Source organism: Terriglobus tenax, from assembly GCF_025685395.1.
GTDB lineage: Bacteria > Acidobacteriota > Terriglobia > Terriglobales > Acidobacteriaceae > Terriglobus > Terriglobus tenax.
On sequence record NZ_JAGSYA010000003.1, the window covers coordinates 248,700 to 267,309 of the forward strand.

Consider the following 18,610-nt stretch of genomic DNA (forward strand, 5'->3'; position numbering starts at 1 on the left):
GTTTGTTGAGCTTTACCGCTACATACATAAAAACGGCTGCGGGAAGAATCCTTCATTCCCGACAGTTTTATGCGGAGAAAATATGTCTTGGTATGCCTACTGTATCGCTGAGCGCCAGGCTTTTCCGGAGCTTTCACGGCACCGCCGACCAATGCCCCTGGAAAACGTAAAGGGACTTTTTGGAAATCAGGTATTTTTGTTCCCGGCGAGTGATCTTGCCGTCCTGGTCTCTGAACATTCCGAAGAAGATGCAGCCCGTATCGACCAGCAGTGCCAGAAAGACCACGCCCGCGTGATCGCTGACTGCTTTAAACAGACGACGCTTCTGCCATTTCGTTTCAACACCACTTTTGCGGATGACGACGCTTTGCGCCGCTCCATCCGTTCCAACCATCGCCACTTTGCCGCTAACATGGAGCGTTTCCAGGGCAAGGCAGAGATGCATCTGAAGGTGCTGGTCGACGACGTCGAAGGCGCTTCCAAGCTGCAGGTCTGCTGCGCCGGCAAGGAATATCTGGCGGGTCTGCGTGAGCAGGCCGGTCGTCAGAGAGAGCGTCAGGCTCGTGCCCGTGCTCTTTCGGTGCAGTTCAACCGCATGTTCCTGCCGCTGTCGGAGGAGATCTCCTGCAAGCGCCTGGATTCCGGTAAGCTGCTGATCGATATCGCCCACCTGATCGACCGCAAGTGTGTGGAGCGCTACCAGAACAAGTACGCCCAGGCCCTGCAGACAATGAAGGACTGCCAGTTCCAGCTCTCCGGACCCTGGCCGCCGTATCATTTCGTCCACAAGCCTGCGGCCAGTGGCCATACGCATACCGCCGTTCCGGCCCAGGTAGTAGCTGCCGCCGCGGCACGCGTTCCAACGACCGCTGTAAGTGCATAAACCGCGTCAAAACTCACGCAAAACCCGCCCTAAAGGCGGGTTTTTGCTGCTTAAAACAAGCAAAATTGACACGTTTTGCCGCACCCCATAGGCTGGGTTTACTCCAAACAGTCTGAAGGGGAACCACGGATGTCCCTGAACCGCAGAAGTCTTCTGAAGGGCGCGGGAGCCCTGCCGTTTGCTCTGCGCGGCCTGCCTGCGCTGGCCCAGCAGCGCGCCGCCAGCCCTTTGCCGCAGCTTACGTTTCCCACCAGCCTGCCGGACAAGGCATCCTTCCCGCAATTCCGTGAGACCGCATACCTGGACGGAGCGGCGCAGCACGCGCGGCCTGCCGGAGCAAATGTGCTGATCCGCCATGCGGCGTCGTTTGAGGCCGGGGACCCGGACGGCTTCCGGCCGGACCAGAACCGAATCCGCGCCAACTTTGCGAAGCTGGTGAACGCCGATGTCTCTGAAATCGTGATGGTTCCCAGCACGCAGGCGGGCGAGAGCTTTATCGCCAGTGCCGTGGGGCTGCACGAAAAAGGCGCGCATGTGGTCAGCGATTACCTGCATTTTGTGGGATCGCAGGAGATGTACACCGACATGTCCCGCCGCGGGCTGGAGGTGACCTGGGTCAAAATCAAGGACAACCGCATTCCGCTGGAAGACCTGGACCGCGCCATCATCAAGGGCAAAACGAAGCTGGTGGCCGTTTCCCATACTGCATTCGTCAACGGATTTCAGCATGACCTGAAGAAGGTCTCGGAGATGGCCCACGCCAAGGGTGCGATGGTCTACGCGGACGTAATTCAAGCCGCCGGCAATCAGCCACTGGACCTGGCTTCCAGCGGAGTCGATGCAGCCTGCTGCGCGACCTACAAGTGGCTGATGTCGTCGGGCACGGCATTTCTGTATGTCCGCAAGTCGTCGCAGGAGAAGATGCAACCGCCCTTTTACCACTTCAGCCAGTACACACGGCTGCTGCCGGAGACGCACATGTATCCCTTCGACAAGCCGGGGGTGCAGATTGTGGACGACTACCAGAACAAGGCGGGAGCGCCGGGCATGTTCTCGATGGGCTATGAGCCGAACACGGCGACGATGGCGGGGCTGGAGTATTCGCTGCCGTATATCGCAGGCTTTGGGCCGGAGAAGATCCAGGCGCATGTGCAGACACTGACCCGCTATGCCAAGGAAGAACTGGTAAAGCGCGGCTACACGTTGATGACTCCTATGGATGCGACCTCACCGATTGTGACGGTGGTAGCCCAGAACGCGCAGCAGTATGCGGACAGCTTCCGCAAGGTTGGCGTGAAGGTGACAACACGGTGGAACCACATCCGCATCTCGCCTTCGGTCTATAACGATATGGCCGATGTCGAACGGTTTCTTGGGGCGATGCCGAAACTGGTTGGATAGATGGCTAGTCGGCTGGATGTCTGGTTGTCCAGCCGTGCCCTTATATAAGGCAAAAGCAGATTCCTGCGCTAACGCTGCGGAATGACAAACAGAAAGACGAAAGCAAAGCAAAAGCAGGCCTTCGCTTCGCTTAGGATGACACGCGGAGAATGCAGGTTTCTCCGCTACGCGCTCCGGTCGAAATGACAACGTGGTGTTTCTTAGCTGATGTGCTGGGTGCCGGAGGCGTTCGGGACCTGGACTTTTTTCTTGCGGTTCAGGACGAAGCTGCGGCGCTTGCGGCGGCTCTCGGACTTGTTGTCGATCTTCTTCCAGAAGCCGACGAAGTAATCCACGGCCGAGATGATGGAGACGATGGTCATCCAGTAGATGGCGGTAACGGCGACCAGGTGCCAGTCGAAGATGAAGCCGTAGATATCCCAGCGCTGCCATCCGTGCGACATGATGGCCGTGGTGACGGAGACGATCTGGATGACGGTCTTCAGCTTGCCGATCTCGCTGGCCTGGATGGTGAAGCCTTCCGAGGCTGCAATGGAGCGCAGGCCGTTGACCAGGAACTCGCGGCCGATGACCAGGACTGCGATCCACGCCTTCACGACCGTGGGTGTGAAGCTGACCAGGCAGATGTAGCCTGCGGTGACCAGCAACTTGTCCGCCAGCGGGTCCAGCAGCATACCGAGCGTAGTGATCTGCCCGCGCCGCCGGGCCAGGTAGCCGTCCAGGCCGTCGGTAATGGAGGCCATGACGAAGATGACCGAGGCGACAATCTCCTGCGCCCCGGGGACGTGCTGCCAGGGAAAGACCGGCGACAGCGCCCAGATGAGCAGCGGTACGGCGGCAATGCGGCTCATCGTGATGGAGTTGGGGAGATTCACAACAAGACTATTCTATGAGGGAACAGCGATCAGAGAACAGGGAACAGGAAAGAAAGCACAGGGAACAGCGACGGTTTACTGTTCCCTGTTGGCTGCTCCCTGATGCCCGTATTGATTACGCGTAGATGCCGCGCTGGCGGATGTTGTAGGCGACACGATCGATGGCCAGCATGTAGGCCGCGATGCGGTTGTTGACGTTGTGCTGCTGGGCGTAGCGGACGACGTCGGCAAAGCTGTCGGCCATGGTTTTGTCCAGACGGGTGTTTACCTCTTCCTCGGTCCAGAAGAAGCCCATACGGTCCTGTACCCACTCGAAGTAGCTGGTGGTCACGCCGCCGGCGTTGGCCATGATGTCCGGAATGACAAAGATCTTTTTGTCGGACAGGATTTCGTCGGCGATGGGAGTGGTGGGTCCGTTGGCGCCTTCGCAGAGGATGCGGCACTGCAGGCGTTCGGCGTTGCGGCTGGTGATGACGTTTTCCGTCGCCGCGGGCAGCAGAATGTCCGTCTTGTATTCCAACAGGGTGGAAGGGTTGACCGCTTCGGCTTCCGGGAAGCCGACGACGGTTCCGGCGTGCTGCTTGTACTTCAGCAGGGCCGGGATATCGATGCCGCCGGCGTTGTACAGCCCGCCATCATGCTCGGCGATGCCGATGACGTGGTAGCCGCGCTCGTGCAGCAGGCGGGCAGCGTTGGAGCCGACGTTGCCGAAGCCCTGCACGATGACCTGGCAGCCCTTCTGCTCAATGCCGAGGTGCTTGAGCGCCTCATCACAGACTACGGCCAGGCCACGTCCGGTAGCGGCCGTGCGCCCCTTGGAGCCGCCGATGTTGACCGGCTTGCCGGTGACCACGGAGGTGACGGTCTGGCGCATGTGCATGGAGTAGGTATCCATGATCCAGGCCATCGTCTGCTCGTTGGTATTCATGTCGGGGGCCGGGACGTCTTTCTCCGGGCCAATGAAATCAATCAGTTCGGCGGTAAAGCGCCGGGTCATGCGCTCCAGTTCCCCCTGGCTCATCTTGCGGGGGTCGCAGATAACGCCGCCCTTGGCTCCGCCGAAGGGAATGTTGACGACCGCACACTTCCAGGTCATCCAGCTGGCCAGGGCGCGCACTTCGTCCAGGTTGACGTCGGGGGAGTAGCGGATGCCGCCCTTGCCCGGGCCGCGGGCCACCGAGTGTTGTACACGGTAGCCGGTAAAGACTTCGATCTTTCCGTTGTCCATCAAAACGGGGAAATGGACGATGATCTCGCGATTGGGCTGGCGCAGAACCTTCTGCAAACCTTCCTCGAGACCAAGTTTTTCAGCCGCTTCATTGAAGCGGGCTTCCTGCGCAGCCCAGGGATTGGTTTCCTGTTCCAGCGTCAAAATGTCGTTCACCTGCATGGGTTTACTTCCTTTAGTTACTACTCTCCGGCCGTCGGCTGCCACCTGGTATCTATCGGCAGCAATCCTGGTTTGACCAGACCGGTTCGTGGCCAAACCGCACGAGTATAGGACGCTGCAAACAGGGGTAGCAACTCAACAAAAGTGGGAGAAAAGTTGTGAGTTGCGAGGTACGAGCTGTGAGGAGATACCCGATTCCCGCAACTCGCACCTTGCAACCTGCCTCAATCTCCCCGGACCAGATATTCATCCGCGATGACGGCAACCAGGGCGGCGGTGGGTACGGCGACCAGAGCGCCGACAATGCCGGCGACGGCGGTGCCGCAGAGCAGGGCGACCAGGACGGTGATGCCCATCAGGTCGACCGAGGACTTCATGATGCGCGGGGTAAGCCAGGCGTTCTCTACCTGCGAGTAGAGCAGGTAGAAGGCGAGGACGATGAAGGCCTTGGTCCAGGAGTCCACCGCGGCGACGCAGAAGACGATGACGATGGTGATGAGGTTGCCGGCTACCGGGATGATGTTGGTGATGCCCATCAGCACGCCCAGCAGCATGAAGTAGCGCACATGCAGCGCCCAGAAGACGATCACGCTGTAGATGCCCTGGATCGCCATGAGCGAAAGCTGGCCAATGAGCCAGCGGCTGACGCGAAGTTCGGCCTTCTGCAGGGTCATGTCCAGCCGTGTGCGATAGATGCCTGGGACCATGGACAGGAAGTAGCGGTAGACGGTGTCGCCTTCCAGGATGAAGTAGACGGTCAGGATGATCGCCATGAAGATGTCGGCGACGCTGCCGATCCACTTCGGTAGAGTGGCGACGATGTAGCTTGCGGTGGCGGAGAGAGCCTGCTCGACATGCGAGGTGACGGCATCGACGCCCAGTTTGTCGGCCATGGGCAGATGTTTGATTTTGGCGAGCGCCGGGGGAATGCGCGCAGGCAGGTCGGTGGCAAACTCTTTCAAATCGGAGATGACCGGCGGCAGACCCAGCCAGAAGAGCAGGGTGAGGCCACCGACGATGCCCACCATCAGGAAGACGACCGACAACCCCCTGCCCGGATGCCAGGTGCGGATGCGCCAGTGCATAATGCTGCGCACAACCGGGGTAAGCACCACGGCAAAGATGGCCGAGACGTAGAGGATCTCCAGTTCATGGATGAGCCGCCAGGCCAGGTAGATGGCCAGCATAACCATGAAGGTGAACAGGATATAGCCGCGAATCTCGCGGGCACGGTCTTTGGGTGGGTTGATAATCGGCGGTTCAGCCAAGCGCAGTCTCTCCGTACGTTGTGCAGATGTGTCACAGCATACGATGCAGAAACTGCGCCCGGCGTGTAGATCGTTTCATTGAACCCAGCCCGGCTCCGCGAGGGTGGGGCACACGGGTCGCGGTATGACTTAGCGGGTGCGGAGTTCTTCGATCAGCCGGGCGACTGTCTCGGCCGGGGTCAGCGGCTCCGTGTCGACGGTGAGTTGGGCGGCGCGGCGGTAGTGCGGATGACGGCTCTTGAAGCGGGCTTCGGCGGCGTTGGGATCCTTCAGCACGGGGCGGATGGCCGCGTCCGGCTGCAGAACGCACCGGTCGAAGAGAACGCCGAAGGGAGCATCCAGGAAGACGGTCAGCGTATTGGGCTTCTGCTCGATGAGCAGGCGGTTGGCCAGCGACTCGATGGCGCCGCCGCCCAGGGCCAGGACGATGTTTTTGCGGCCCAGAGCGGCGGCCAGGGCGCGGGTCTCAAACTGGCGGAAGGCCGGTTCGCCGTGCTGGGTGAACAGGTCGGCAATGGTGGCGCTGTGGCGTGCCTCCAGAAAGTGATCCAGGTCCACGAACTCCCAGCCAAGCTCCGCGGCCAGGGCACGGCCCACCGTCGATTTGCCCGCGCCCATGTAGCCGGTCAACACCACGCGTTCGGTGGAGGGGGCAATCTGCGGCGGGGTGGAGGTTGCGGGTTTGGATGAGCTGTCGACGGTCACCATTCTATTTTCCTCTTTTGGACTGGATTTGGGGGTAAAACAAAAGCCGCGACCTGGTAGGGGTCGCGGCTCGGGGCTTGAAACTTGGGCTTTTCTGGATCTTTGGGGATTATCCCCGGAACGCACGCCCGCGCTTCGCCTGAGCCGCTACTGGCCAGCAGTAGCGGTAGGTAAAGCAAAAGCCGGACTGGAATGCGCGATGCTGCATGTCAGTTGTTGAGAGTACTGCGGGGTGCGGGAAGTTGCAAGGGGTTTGTTGAGGGGAGATTGATGGTGACAGGGCTTAGGCTGCGGTGGGCGGTCATGAGGGTTATGCAAAAGCAGATCCCTCTGCTTCGCTGCGGAATGACAAGGTAAGAAAAGCAGCCCGCCATCCCAGCATCCGATTAGATCGTCTCTCTCGGCTCGGTCATCTTCTTTGGGTCAAGAATCTCCGTAATCTGCTCGTCGGTGAGGAGTTCTTTCTCTCGTGCGAGGGAGAGGATGCCTTTGCCGGTGGCGATGGATTCCTTCACAAGCTCCGCTGCCTTGGCGTAGCCGATATAGGGGTTCAGCGCGGTGGCGAGCGAGACGGTGCTCTCGGCATAGAAGGCGCAGCGGTCTTCGTTGGCGGTAATGCCGGCGATGCAGCGCTGGTCAAACTCGCGGAGTGTGTTGGTGAGGATCTGGATGGACTGCAGGGTGTTGTAGGTGATGGTGGGCATCATCACATTCAGTTCAAGCTGGCCGGCCTGCACGGCGTAGCCGATGGCGGTGTCATTGCCGATGACCTGGAAGGCGACCATGGCGGTGAGCTCGGCGAGGACGGGGTTGACCTTGCCGGGCATGATGCTAGAGCCCGGCTGCAGGGCGGGGAGCTGAATCTCGTTGAAGCCGGTATTGGGGCCGCTGGAGAGAAGTCGGAGGTCATTGCTGATGCGGATGAGTTCCAGCGCCAGCGTGCGCAGGCTGGCGGAGAGGTCGGCCATCGGGGCGCAGCTCTGCATGGCGTAGCGCATATCCGGTGATGGCGCGAGCGGCTGCCTGGTGATGGTCGAAAGGTTCTGGATGGCCAGCGCGCGGTAGTTGGGGTGCGTGTTGATGCCGGTGCCGACGGCTGAGCCGCCGAGGCCGAGCTCGCGCAGGCTGGCGCTGGTGCGGGTGATGGTGCGGCAGCAGTTGGAGATCGCAAGGCCATACGCTGCGAACTCCTGCCCCAGGCGGATGGGTGTGGCGTCCTGCATGTGGGTGCGGCCGGACTTGAGGACGTGGTCGAACTCGGCGGCCTTTTTCGCGAAGGTGGCGGCGAGAGACTTGAGCACCGGGAAAAGGTCTTCGAGTGCCAGCAGCGCAGAGAGGCGCATGGCCGTGGGAAAGACGTCGTTGGTGGACTGGCCGTAGTTGACGTGGTCGTTGGGGTGGACCTTCTCGTACGAACCCAGCTTTGCACCGAGGATCTGGTTGGCGCGGTTGGCCAGCACCTCGTTGGTGTTCATGTGGAAGCTGACACCGGCTCCGGCCTGGAAGACGTCCACGACGAACTGGTCGTGGTGTTTGCCGTCGAGGACCTCCTGCGCGGCCTTGACGATGGCGTTGGCTCGCTCGGCGGAGACGGTTTCGAGGTCGCGATTGGCTTCGGCCGCGGCGAGTTTGATGGCCGCGATGGCGCGGATCAGCGCCGGATGTGCGCGCATGCCGCTGATGGGGAAGTTGCGGATGGCGCGGGCCGTCTGTGCGCCGTATAGCGCGTCGGCGGGGAGTTCGATGGGGCCGAGGGAGTCTTTTTCGGTGCGGGTCTTCATGGGGGCTCCGGTCGCCTCCATTATCGCTTGTTCGCCATGTTTTTCCTGCTTTGTTATCTCGCAGCGTAGCGGAGAGATCTGCTTCTTGCTCCGTCAACAAGCAGATTCCTTCGCCTTCGGCTACGAATGACAAGGCACGAAAGATAAAGGCTCAAAGCAGATCTTTCCAGGATGACAAGACAGGAAACCTACTTCGTCGCGAAGGCGTACTCGAAGTCGTAGGTGTGCTTGCCGCTGGCGTCGATGGTGATGGTGAAGGTACCGTAGATGCCGGAGAGGTCGTTGGTGCCGGAGCCGGGGACGACGATGATCTTCATCTCCTGTTTGCCGCCGGACATGGTGGCGAAGTGCATCAGGGCGAAGCTGCCGACGCGGCCGTTCAGTTTGCCGGTAACGCGTTCCATGGCGACGTAGCCGGCGGTGCCGGCCTTCGGGTCGCCGGCGGAGAGCATCTCTCCCTTGGTGGTGGCCTCCAGGTCGCCGTGGATGTTCTTGTCGATCGACATGGAGGTGATGCTCGCGTCGGGGTTATGACCGGTGGGCGCGACGTTGACGTCGAAGGATCCTTTGGCGTGGGTCATGGCTTGTCCCTGGAGAAAGGTGGGGAAGAGTGACAGGGCAACGAGGAGGAGGAGTTTACGCATAGTCATTTTGGATGCAGAACTGGCCGATCTTCGCACGGCATGGGGACAAGGGTAATCCACAACGCCTAGAATAATTGCGGGAAAATCAATGGCCACGATCAAACAGGAAGACCTCATCCAGAGCGTTGCGGACGCGCTGCAGTACATCAGCTACTACCATCCGGTGGACTACATCACCAACCTCGCTCGCGCCTATGAGCTGGAGCAGAGCGTCGCCGCCAAAGACGCGATGGCCCAGATCCTGATCAATAGCCGCATGTGCGCCGAGGGCCACCGGCCCATCTGCCAGGACACCGGTATCGTCACCGTCTTCCTCAAGATCGGCATGGACGTGAAGTGGGCGGGGCCGAACGGTTCCAGCGCGACCATGGATGTGCAGTCCATGTGCGATGAAGGTGTTCGCCGGGCTTATAACGATGCAGACAACAAGCTGCGCGCCAGCGTGCTGGCCGACCCGGCGTTCAGCCGCAAGAACACCAAAGACAATACACCCGCCGTCGTTAACATCGAGCTGGTGCAGGGCGATGGCATCGATGTCATCGTCGCGGCCAAGGGGGGCGGCAGCGAGGCGAAGAGCAAGTTTGCGATGCTGAACCCGTCGGACTCGATTGTGGACTGGGTCATCAAGACCGTGCCGCAGATGGGCGCTGGCTGGTGCCCGCCGGGCATGCTGGGGATTGGCATTGGAGGCACGGCAGAAAAGGCAATGCTTCTGGCGAAGCAGGCCCTGATGGAACCCATCGACATGCAGGAGCTGATCGCGCGCGGGCCTGCGAACAAGCTGGAAGAGATGCGCATCGAGCTCTACCAGAAGGTGAACGCCCTCGGCATCGGAGCGCAGGGCCTGGGCGGCTTGACCACCGTACTCGACATCAAGATTCTGGACTACCCGACGCATGCGGCTAACCTGCCGGTGGCGATGATTCCCAACTGTGCGGCGACGCGCCATGCGCACTTTCACCTGGATGGCAGCGGTCCGGCGCATATCGATCCGCCGTCGCTGGAAGACTGGCCGGAGCTGACCTATTCCCCCGCGAATGCGCGGCGTGTGGACCTGGACACGGTGACTCGCGAGGACGTGCTGGACTGGAAGCCGGGCGAGGTGCTGCTGCTGAACGGCAAGCTGCTGACCGGCCGCGATGCGGCGCACAAGCGGATGATCGACATGCTGAACAAGGGGGAGAAGCTCCCGGTGGACTTTACGGGACGCTTTATCTACTACGTCGGGCCGGTGGATCCGGTGCGGGAAGAGGTGGTTGGCCCGGCTGGTCCCACCACCGCGACGCGTATGGACAAGTTCACGCGCCAGATGCTGGAGCAGACGGGCCTGCTGGGCATGGTGGGCAAGAGCGAGCGCGGACCGGCGGCGATTGAAGCCATCCGCGACAACAAGGCCGTCTACCTGATGGCTGTGGGCGGCGCGGCGTATCTCGTCTCCAAGGCGATCAAGGCATCGAAGGTGCTGGCGTTTGAAGACCTGGGCATGGAAGCTATCTACGAGTTCACGGTGAAGGATATGCCGGTCACGGTGGCGGTGGATTCGAACGGCGTCAGCGTGCATGAGACGGGGCCGGCGGAGTGGAAGGCGCGGATCGCGGGAACGTTTGGGGGAGTGCCGATTCTACAGTAAGAGCTCAATGGAATTACGTTTGGTTGAGCACAGGTTTGCCTCTTTGCGGAAGCAGCCGTTCGCGCATTCTCTGTTTGATCCAGTTCATGGGTGCTTCTGCGGCGACGCCGAGGACGATGCTTACAAACAACACGAGGCAGGCCTGCAGGTTGCTGGAGCGGTCATAGGGAATGTACGCCCCGGCCAACGCAAACAGGGCGGGGTGGATCAGGTAAAGAGCAAAGGTGCCGTCGGCTATGGTGCGGATGGTGCGAACGATGGCATCGTTCTTGTCTAGGCGGATGCGGTCGCACAAGAGGAGCCCATACAGCATGACAAATGCTGCTGGAACGCCCACATAGTAGAAGCGTGGCCTAGAGCGGCGCAGCAGGTGAAGATGGGCGGGCAGATACGACCGCAAGTGATGCAACTGTGCATGCAGTGCGGGCGAATGCAGCAGGCTGCGGAAGTGCATTGCCGCCAGGAGCAGAACCAGAGCGGCAACTCCCATCACGGCATAGATGAGGGTGAGTGTTCTGATCGGGTTAGGACGGTTGCGAAGGTACTGATAGGCCTCATAAAGCGCGCATCCCAGTAACCAAAGCGGCAGCAGAGAGAGAATCGGCGGGCCATAGAAGAGGCAGAGCAGGACGAGCGCTACCACGCGCTTCCATCCGCGTATGAAGATGGCGACGCCGAACAGAACGTAGTAGGCGCACTCATAGCCCAGTGACCAGAAGACCTGGTTGAAACCTACGGGGATATCCATGCCCCAGATCTGCGAGCTGAGTGTCAGGTTGGCGAAGATCTGTTTGGCCGCATCAGCAAGCGTGTAGTGCATCTCAAGCAGCGAGTGGCCCGGAAATGCCTGTACCAGTGCGGTTACAAGCAGCGAGAAGAGCATGGAGGGAATAAGTACGGAGTAGATGCGAGAGACTCGGTCTACGGTGTATTGCCGCGCGCTGACGCGGCCACCCACGGTGATCATACGGATGACAAAGCCTGAGAGAACAAAGAAGACCGAGACCGCATCGGCCGCGGAGCCCTCAAGGTTGGGCCAGCGGGTGGCATAGCCGTCGGAGAAGTGGCCGATGGCCACAACAACAGCCGCGCTGAAGCGAAGAAGGTCCAGAAAGACCGAGCCGGTTACGGAGAGCCGGCTCGGCCCTGATTTTCCAATGGGTAATGACTGTTGGGGAGAGGTCATCGAAATCAGCATACATGCCTGCTTGTAAGGGCATGTAGAAAATCGTGCCCTGCTTAGAACTGTGCGGGTTTGTCCCACTCAGTGAAGACGTAGCTTTCGAGCGGCTTGCGTTTGCGCGGGGAGAGTTCCTGCTGCTTCATGCCGCCCTGCAGTGTTTCGGGGTCGCCGAGGTAGCCGAGGGCCCAGACGGCGCCGATGTCGAAATCTTCCGGGATATTGAAGACCTCGCGTGCTTTTTTGTGGTCGAAGCCGCCCATGCCGTGGCTGTGGATGCCGAGGGCGATGGCCTGCAGCGCGGCGGTGGTGGAGGCGGCGCCGGTATCGTGCAGGCTGTAGTAGTCGGGCTGTCCGTTGGCGGTGAAGGTCTTCTTCCCCGCGGAGAGGTAGAGCACGGGGGCGGACTTGGCCCAGCCCTGATTGAACTCCACGAGTACGGACAGGATTTTGTCGTAGGTGCTGTCGCCCTTGATGCCGACGATAAAGCGCCAGGGCTCTTCGCCGTAGGAGCTTGCGGCCCAGCCGGCGGCGGTGAAGATCTTTTTCAGATCAGCGGGCGCGATGGGCTTGTCTGAGAAGGCGCGGGGACTCCAGCGCTTGAGGATGATCTCTTCGACGCCGGTCTCCGCCGGGCCATGCTTGATGTGTTCCAGATCGGGCATGTGCAGGTGCTCCTTATGTGTTGTCAATGTCTGTTGGATGCTCAGGATACTTCGATGTCGCAGCGTCTCCGATAAAATTGTGGTTATGAGCGCGATCGAAACTTTCGATGTTCTGGTGATTGGCGCGGGGCCAACGGGTATGGCATGTGCGATTGAAGCGCAGCGCGCGGGCCTGAAGGCCGTGATGGTGGATAAGGGCTGCCTGTGCAACTCGCTGTTTCACTATCCGGCGCACATGACGTTTTTTACGACGCCCGAACTGCTGGAGATTGGCGACATGCCCTTCAGCTCGCCGAACCAGAAGCCGACGCGCAGCGAGGCGCTGGAGTACTACCGCAAGGTGGCCGAGCACTACAGGCTGGATGTGCGGCAGTATGAGCGTGTGGAGAAGGTTGCGGGCATGGATGGCGCGTTTGTTATCCATACCGAAGACCGCTTCGGCCGTAAGGTTGAGCACCACGCGAAGAAGATTGTTGTCGCGACCGGCTATTACGATCTGCCGAACTATCTTGGCTTGCCGGGTGAGGAGCTGCCGAAGGTGCAGCACTACTACAACGAGCCGCATCCGTTCTTTGGTCTGGATGTGCTGGTGATCGGGGGCAAGAATTCGGCTGCGATTGCGGCGCTGGACCTGTGGCGGCACGGAGCTCGCGTGACCCTTGTGCATCGCGGGCCGGAGATGCACAAGCATGTGAAGTACTGGATTCTGCCGGACATCAACAACCGCATCAAGAATGGTGAGATTGCGGCGCACTTCTCGACCGTGGTGAAAGAAATTACGGAAGACGCGGTGACGCTGACCACGCCTGAGGGCGAGGTGACGATTGCGAATCACTTTGTCTTTGCGTTGACCGGATACCGGCCCGACTTTGAGTTTTTGGAAGAGTTGGGTGTAAAGCTGGATGCGGAGAATGATCGCTGCCCGGTGTGCGATCCGGAGTCGCTGGAGTCTAACGTAGCAGGCATCTATCTTGCCGGGGTGATTGTGGCGGGGGAGCGTACCAACGAGGTGTTCATTGAAAATGGGCGCTTCCACGGTGTGCAGATCGCGCGCGACCTGAAGAAGAAGCTCTCCTGAGGATGAGGAGGGTTTCCCTCAATCTCCATAGGGTTTAGGCTTGGAAACACCATTTGTCATGCGTCGCATTCTGCCAAGAACGATCCAGGGGCAGTTGATCCTCGGCACCATCGTGGTGCAGACTATCCTGCTCGTCATTTTTCTGAGCTATACGATCTCATCGCAGCGTGAGTTTACGCGGTCGCGTGCGCGGGAGCGTTTGTTGCAGCAGGTGGAGCGTCTGGCCAACGCCTCAAGCGTTCCGTTGAGCCAGGGGCACATGGATGCTCTGCGGGAGATTCTGGAGATATCGCGCATTACGCCGACCATTGGTGGAGCGCGCGTCACGGACCTGGATGGCAAAACCCTGGCGGTAACGCAGTCCAACGTTGATCAGCCGTTGAGCGCCGAAGAGCGCCGCGAACTGGGTGGAGCTCTGAAGCCACGGCTGTTTGTGACCGAGCGCGGTCAGACGGAGGCGGTGGCTCCGATTTACGTCAGCGGCCAGTCGACGGGGTTGATCTGGCTGGAGCCAAGCGCCTCTGCAACGGCGGTGAACACGACCAGCGTCGTGAACAGCGCGCTTTGGTATGGCGGGCTGGCGCTGCTGTCGAACCTGTTGCCGATTGTGCTGATTGTGCGCGGTGTCAGCCGTCCGCTGCGCCGGCTGCGCGAGGCGACGCAGCAGATCATCCGCGATCCTGAGTCGAACGCGGGATTTCCTCTGACGGTGACGACCAGCAACGAGGTAGGAGAACTGACGCGCAGCTTCAACACGATGGTGCGCGAGCTGGAGGACCAGCGATCGGGGCTGTATGAGACGCTGGCATTGCTGGATTCCATGCTGGGCAATGCGCCCATCGGGTTTGCGTTCTTTGATCAGAAGCTGCGCTATGTGCGGCTGAACCAGTTCCTGGCGGACATGAACGGGATGCCGATCAACCGGCACCTTGGCCGCAGGATGAGTGAGATTTTTCCGGGGCAGCTTGCGGGAGGCGTCGAGCAACTCCTGGAGACGGTCTTCACGACGGGTGAGCCGGTACGCGATGTGGAGATGAAAGGCGAACTTCCAAGCCAGCCCGGCGTGCAGCGTACATGGATCTGCAACTGGTACCCGGTGCGTTCGCAGCAGGGAACCGTGCGCTGGGTGGGCGGTGTGGTGATGGAGATTACGCAGCGCCTGCATTCGGAGGAGCTGCTGCGCAAGACGGAGAAGCTGGCTGCGGCAGGACGATTGGCCGCGAGCATCGCGCATGAGATCAACAATCCGCTGGAAGCCGTAACCAACCTGCTGTACCTGCTGGAGACGCATCCGCAGATGGACGAGGAGGCTCGGCAGTATGTCGCCATGGCGCAGGGGGAACTGGCACGTGTCTCTGAGATTACGCAGCAGACGCTGCGCTTCTACCGGCAGTCCACCTTCCCCGTGGAGACGCAGATTGTCGAGGTATTGAACTCGGTGCTGACGCTGCACCAGTCCAGGCTGACGAGCGCGCGCATTATGGTCGAGCGTGAGATGGATGCATCGATCTCGCTGTTTGGCTTCAGTGGAGAGCTGAGGCAGCTTTTCGCCAACCTGATCGGCAATGCGATTGATGCGATGGTCGGCGGCGGACGCCTGATTGTACGGGCTCGTTACGGCACGGGCCGCTCCTTGCAGGGCCAGTGGTGCACCGGCGTGCGTGTGACTGTGAGCGATACCGGGAGCGGGATGAGCGAGGAGACGCTCCGCCGGCTGTTTGAGCCCTTCTACACGACAAAGGACGCGACCGGCACGGGCCTGGGGTTATGGGTGAGCGATGAGATCATCCGCAAGCACTCCGGAACGGTGCGGGTGAAGAGTCGGCAGGGCGAGCACTCCGGCACGAGCTTTGCGATCTTCTTCCCCGAGGGTGGGCTGGTGGATACCCAGGTTGCGTTAGGCAGTGACGATAAACTGGAACGGCCATCGGCGGGAGCCGTTGCTTCTCGTCAGTAGTATGAGAAAAGAGAAAGGGCTTTCGCGCTGGGTTTTCTTGTGTACCCAGGGCGAAAGCCCTTTCTCTTTGATCGCTGTTTCAGCGGCCTGAAGGCCACTGTTTAATCCGTTGGAGAGCTGAAGCTCTCAACGAAGGTTCGTCTTCCCCGTCAGTGACGAAAAGAATTTAACCGATCACGCGGCGAAGGAAGCCGCGAATGCCTAACCAGGTCAACAGCACCAGGAAGAAGCAGAGCATGGCCAGGATGGCAGCCGGATGCATGTGCGGCAGTGCCGGTGTCAGCGCGGCGCGCAGGCCTTCACTCATATACACAATCGGGTTGAACAGCACACCGTACTGCAGCCACTTGATATGCGTGAGCGCTCCCCACGGATAGTAGACACAGCCCAGGAAGGTGATGGGCATGACGACAACGCCGAAGATGAGGCCGATCTGCTGCGGCTTGACCGTGGTGCCGATGGTCAGCCCCAGGGCGCCCGCGGTCAGCGAGGCGAGAATGAGTACAAGAATCAGAAAAGGCCAGCTGGAGACGTGCGCTGAGACCGGTGTGCTGGGAATGTAATAGGCCAGCGGGAAGACGATACAGGCGGCGATGATGCTCTGCATGGCGGAGAAGACGATCTTCTCAATGGCGACGGCGCCGACCGGCAGAGGGCACATGACGCGGTCGTCGATCTCGCGGGTGACGCCGAACTCCTGCGCCAGGGGAAGAGCGACGGCGGCGATGCCACTGAACATGATGGCCACAGCCATGAGGCCGGGAAGAAGCACGGTGGAGAAGGTGACCCCTGTGCCCTGGGCCATGCTGGCGGTGGGATTCATGGCCGCGCCGCCGGACATGTGCGGCATGATGTAGGTGAACACGAACAGGAACAGGATCGGGTTCATGCAGATGCGGATGATGAAGGGGAACAGCTCGCGCCGCAGAACATGCAGGTCGCGCAGGAAGAGTCCGCGGAAGGCGTGGGCGTATTGGGTAGCGTTGCTGGGCATCGTTACTCTCGCAGGTCACGCCCGGTCAGGCGGATGAAGACGGTTTCAAGGCTGGGCTCGGTGATGGAGAGATCGCGCAGGCCGTAGGGGTTGGCGGCGGTGACGATCTCCGGCAGCAGGCCGTCCGATGCTTTGGCCAGGACGCGGACGCCGCTGGGTGTGTTTTCCACGCTGGAGACGCCATGGAAGCTGCGTAGCTGGGCGGCAAGCTGCGTGGCCTGCTCCGGCTGGCGCAGGTCGAGCTGGTAAATGGTCTCCGCGCCGATGGAGCTTTTGAGGGCGGCGGGGGTGTCCTGCACCAGGATTTTGCCGTGGTCGATGATGGCGAGCCGGTTGCAAAGCTCGTCGGCTTCTTCCATGTAATGGGTAGTTAGAACGACGGTGATGCCCTCGGTATGCAGGCGGCGGACGATGTCCCACATGGCGATGCGCGACTGCGGATCGAGGCCGGCGGAGGGTTCGTCGAGGAAGAGCACCTTGGGGCGGTGGGCGATGGCGCGGGCAATCTGCACGCGCTGGGCCAGGCCGCCGGAGAGCTGCTGCGGGTAGGCCTTGGTGCGTTCGCTCAGATGGAACTGGTCGAGCAGTTGGGTGGTGCGAGCCTTGGCCTCGGCCGAGGAGGCTCCGAAGTAGCGGCAGTGGAAGTAGATGTTCTCAAAGACGGTGCAGGCGCGGTCCAGCGTGTTGTACTGCGGCACCACGCCGATATGGCGGCGGGCCTCTGCCGGGTTGGCGACTACATCGACGCCTGCAATGCGCACGGTGCCCGCGGTGGGCAGGGCACGTGTGGTGCAGATGGAGATGGTTGTGGTTTTGCCGGCGCCGTTCGGGCCGAGCAAGCCGTAGATCTGACCGGGCGCAACAGAGAGGTCAATGCCATCGACGGCTGTGACGGTCTGCTTGCCTTCGTATACCTTGCGCAACGACTGGATTTCTACGATCACCGCTATGAAGTTTACTGCATGGGCTTGGGGTTGACGTGTGCTCCGTCAACCACCTGGTCTGTGGGGTTGATGACGACGTCTTCCCCAGGCTTTAAACCGGAGACGATTTCGACGCTGCTGCCCATATCGCGACCCAGGACGACGCTGCGCACGCGGGCGATATTGTCCTGGCCGACGACGAAGGTCTGCGGGCCGGCGGTGCGGACGATGAGGGCATTGGTGGGCAGAATGGTGGGCGGCTCGGCGCGTGGAGCATCGAACTGGATGCTGGCATACATGCCCGGAAGGATTTTGCCATCGTTCTTCAGGTCGATTTCTACCAGCATGGTGCGCGAGGTGGGGTCGATGCTGGCGCTGGTGCGCGCGATGGTGCCGGGATAGGGGTGGTTGGGCAGCTCGCGGAAGTTAACCTTGGCGGCCTTGGAGTTGAGAACGGCGATGGACTCAGACTGCGGAACGGAGCTGAGGACGCGGACGATGTCGGACCGTCCAAGGGTAAACATCTGCGTGGTGGCGGTGGAGGAGCCGGAGGTGATCAGCGATCCGTTGTCGATGTTGCGTGAAAGGATCACGCCATCAAATGGTGCGGTGACGCGCGAGAAGCTGAGCTGTTCCTGCAGGCTTTTTACGGTGGCTTCGCCGGCGGCGACACTGGCTTTTGCGGCTTCCACGGTGGCCTGGTTGGTGGAGGCGGTAGCTCCGCGGGTGTCGGCGTCGAGCTTGCTGACGACGCCCTGTTTGTAGAGATCCTTCCAGCGGGTGTCGTTTGCGTCGGCCAGCTTTGCATTGGCTTCAGCCAGCACAACCTGCGCTTTCAGCTGCATGACGTTGGCCTGGGCCTGACGAAGAGACTGTTCTGTGGTGGGGTCTTCAATCAGAGCGAGCAGTTGGCCCTGGCGCACGTGGTCGCCGATATCGACATAGCGGGCTTTTACGTAACCATTGGTACGCGCATAGACGGCGGTCTGCTCAAAGGCCTGCACGGTGCCGGGGAGCTCAAGTTTGCTGTCCTTAGCGCCGGTTTTGATCCTGGAGACCAGGACGACCGGCGGCCCGGTGACGGCGCTGGATTCTTCCGCGAGTTCTCGGTTGTGCCGCAGCCGGGGAAGGAAGACAAGCACGGCGACGACAGCAAGCAGCAGAAAGAATCCGGCGGCGATAACGTAGGACGCGCGGGAGGAGCGTTCAGTGGAGTGGTTAGCAGTCATGTTGCTC

16 protein-coding genes are annotated in these 18,610 nt (G+C 60.8%); 5 read left to right on the top strand and 11 right to left on the bottom strand.

Translation table 11 applies throughout. The features are described 5' to 3' along the window. Positions 1-82: 82 nt before the first annotated feature. Both OHL13_RS01150 and OHL13_RS01155 read left to right on the top strand, forming a co-directional pair. Positions 83-883, top strand: a complete 801-nt coding sequence (locus OHL13_RS01150) for a GvpL/GvpF family gas vesicle protein (RefSeq protein ID WP_263408277.1) — start codon at positions 83-85, stop codon at positions 881-883. Positions 884-1,012: 129 nt separating this feature from the next. Beyond that, positions 1,013-2,284, top strand: coding sequence for an aminotransferase class V-fold PLP-dependent enzyme (locus tag OHL13_RS01155; protein ID WP_263408278.1), 1,272 nt, complete (start codon positions 1,013-1,015; stop codon positions 2,282-2,284). A 200-nt stretch (positions 2,285-2,484) separates the two neighbouring features. On the opposite strand, the gene pgsA is transcribed toward OHL13_RS01155, so the two are convergent. The 6 genes from pgsA to OHL13_RS01185 form a co-directional block, all read right to left on the bottom strand. Further along, positions 2,485-3,159: a CDP-diacylglycerol--glycerol-3-phosphate 3-phosphatidyltransferase gene (gene pgsA, locus OHL13_RS01160; protein WP_263408279.1), complete on the bottom strand. Its 675-nt coding sequence runs from the start codon at positions 3,157-3,159 to the stop codon at positions 2,485-2,487. Between the two features lie 115 nt (positions 3,160-3,274). Then, positions 3,275-4,549 (bottom strand): Glu/Leu/Phe/Val family dehydrogenase, encoded by a 1,275-nt coding sequence (locus OHL13_RS01165; protein WP_263408280.1) that lies wholly within the window; start codon positions 4,547-4,549, stop codon positions 3,275-3,277. Between the two features lie 224 nt (positions 4,550-4,773). Further along, positions 4,774-5,817 (bottom strand): AI-2E family transporter, encoded by a 1,044-nt coding sequence (locus OHL13_RS01170; RefSeq protein ID WP_263408281.1) that lies wholly within the window; start codon positions 5,815-5,817, stop codon positions 4,774-4,776. 129 nt (positions 5,818-5,946) lie between these two features. Continuing rightward, positions 5,947-6,525 carry a shikimate kinase gene (locus tag OHL13_RS01175; RefSeq protein WP_263408282.1) on the bottom strand — a complete coding sequence of 193 codons (579 nt, stop codon included), beginning with the start codon at positions 6,523-6,525 and terminating at the stop codon, positions 5,947-5,949. A gap of 383 nt (positions 6,526-6,908) precedes the next feature. Further along, on the bottom strand, positions 6,909-8,303 hold the full coding sequence (locus OHL13_RS01180) for an aspartate ammonia-lyase (protein WP_263408283.1): 1,395 nt from the start codon (positions 8,301-8,303) through the stop codon (positions 6,909-6,911). 188 nt (positions 8,304-8,491) lie between these two features. Continuing rightward, complete coding sequence (locus tag OHL13_RS01185; RefSeq protein ID WP_263408284.1) at positions 8,492-8,947, bottom strand: DUF3224 domain-containing protein; 456 nt, start codon at positions 8,945-8,947, stop codon at positions 8,492-8,494. Between the two features lie 88 nt (positions 8,948-9,035). On the opposite strand from OHL13_RS01185, the gene OHL13_RS01190 reads away from it, so the two are divergent. Then, on the top strand, positions 9,036-10,577 hold the full coding sequence (locus OHL13_RS01190; RefSeq protein ID WP_263408285.1) for a fumarate hydratase: 1,542 nt from the start codon (positions 9,036-9,038) through the stop codon (positions 10,575-10,577). A 13-nt stretch (positions 10,578-10,590) separates the two neighbouring features. Here the strand turns inward: OHL13_RS01190 and OHL13_RS01195 are convergent, their stop codons facing one another. Together OHL13_RS01195 and OHL13_RS01200 are read right to left on the bottom strand one after the other, a co-directional pair. Then, positions 10,591-11,775: an acyltransferase family protein gene (locus OHL13_RS01195; protein WP_263408286.1), complete on the bottom strand. Its 1,185-nt coding sequence runs from the start codon at positions 11,773-11,775 to the stop codon at positions 10,591-10,593. Positions 11,776-11,816: 41 nt separating this feature from the next. Continuing rightward, a complete protein-coding gene (locus OHL13_RS01200; RefSeq protein ID WP_263408287.1) occupies positions 11,817-12,422 on the bottom strand; it encodes a nitroreductase family protein in 606 nt (201 codons plus the stop codon). Positions 12,423-12,507: 85 nt separating this feature from the next. Between OHL13_RS01200 and OHL13_RS01205 the strand changes: the two genes are divergently transcribed. Beyond that, the gene (locus OHL13_RS01205) at positions 12,508-13,500 is read left to right on the top strand and encodes a YpdA family putative bacillithiol disulfide reductase (RefSeq protein WP_263408288.1); all 993 of its coding nucleotides are present in this window, start codon (positions 12,508-12,510) and stop codon (positions 13,498-13,500) included. 58 nt (positions 13,501-13,558) lie between these two features. Continuing rightward, positions 13,559-15,457, top strand: a complete 1,899-nt coding sequence (locus tag OHL13_RS01210) for a sensor histidine kinase (protein ID WP_263408289.1) — start codon at positions 13,559-13,561, stop codon at positions 15,455-15,457. Positions 15,458-15,623: 166 nt separating this feature from the next. Here OHL13_RS01210 and OHL13_RS01215 read toward each other — a convergent pair whose 3' ends face one another. The 3 genes from OHL13_RS01215 to OHL13_RS01225 are packed head-to-tail and all read right to left on the bottom strand — an operon-like array spanning position 15,624 to position 18,603. Continuing rightward, positions 15,624-16,451, bottom strand: a complete 828-nt coding sequence (locus tag OHL13_RS01215) for an ABC transporter permease (protein WP_263408290.1) — start codon at positions 16,449-16,451, stop codon at positions 15,624-15,626. Positions 16,452-16,453: 2 nt separating this feature from the next. After that, positions 16,454-17,395, bottom strand: a complete 942-nt coding sequence (locus OHL13_RS01220) for an ABC transporter ATP-binding protein (RefSeq protein WP_263408291.1) — start codon at positions 17,393-17,395, stop codon at positions 16,454-16,456. Positions 17,396-17,406: 11 nt separating this feature from the next. Beyond that, positions 17,407-18,603: an efflux RND transporter periplasmic adaptor subunit gene (locus tag OHL13_RS01225; RefSeq protein WP_263408292.1), complete on the bottom strand. Its 1,197-nt coding sequence runs from the start codon at positions 18,601-18,603 to the stop codon at positions 17,407-17,409. Positions 18,604-18,610 lie beyond the last annotated feature (7 nt).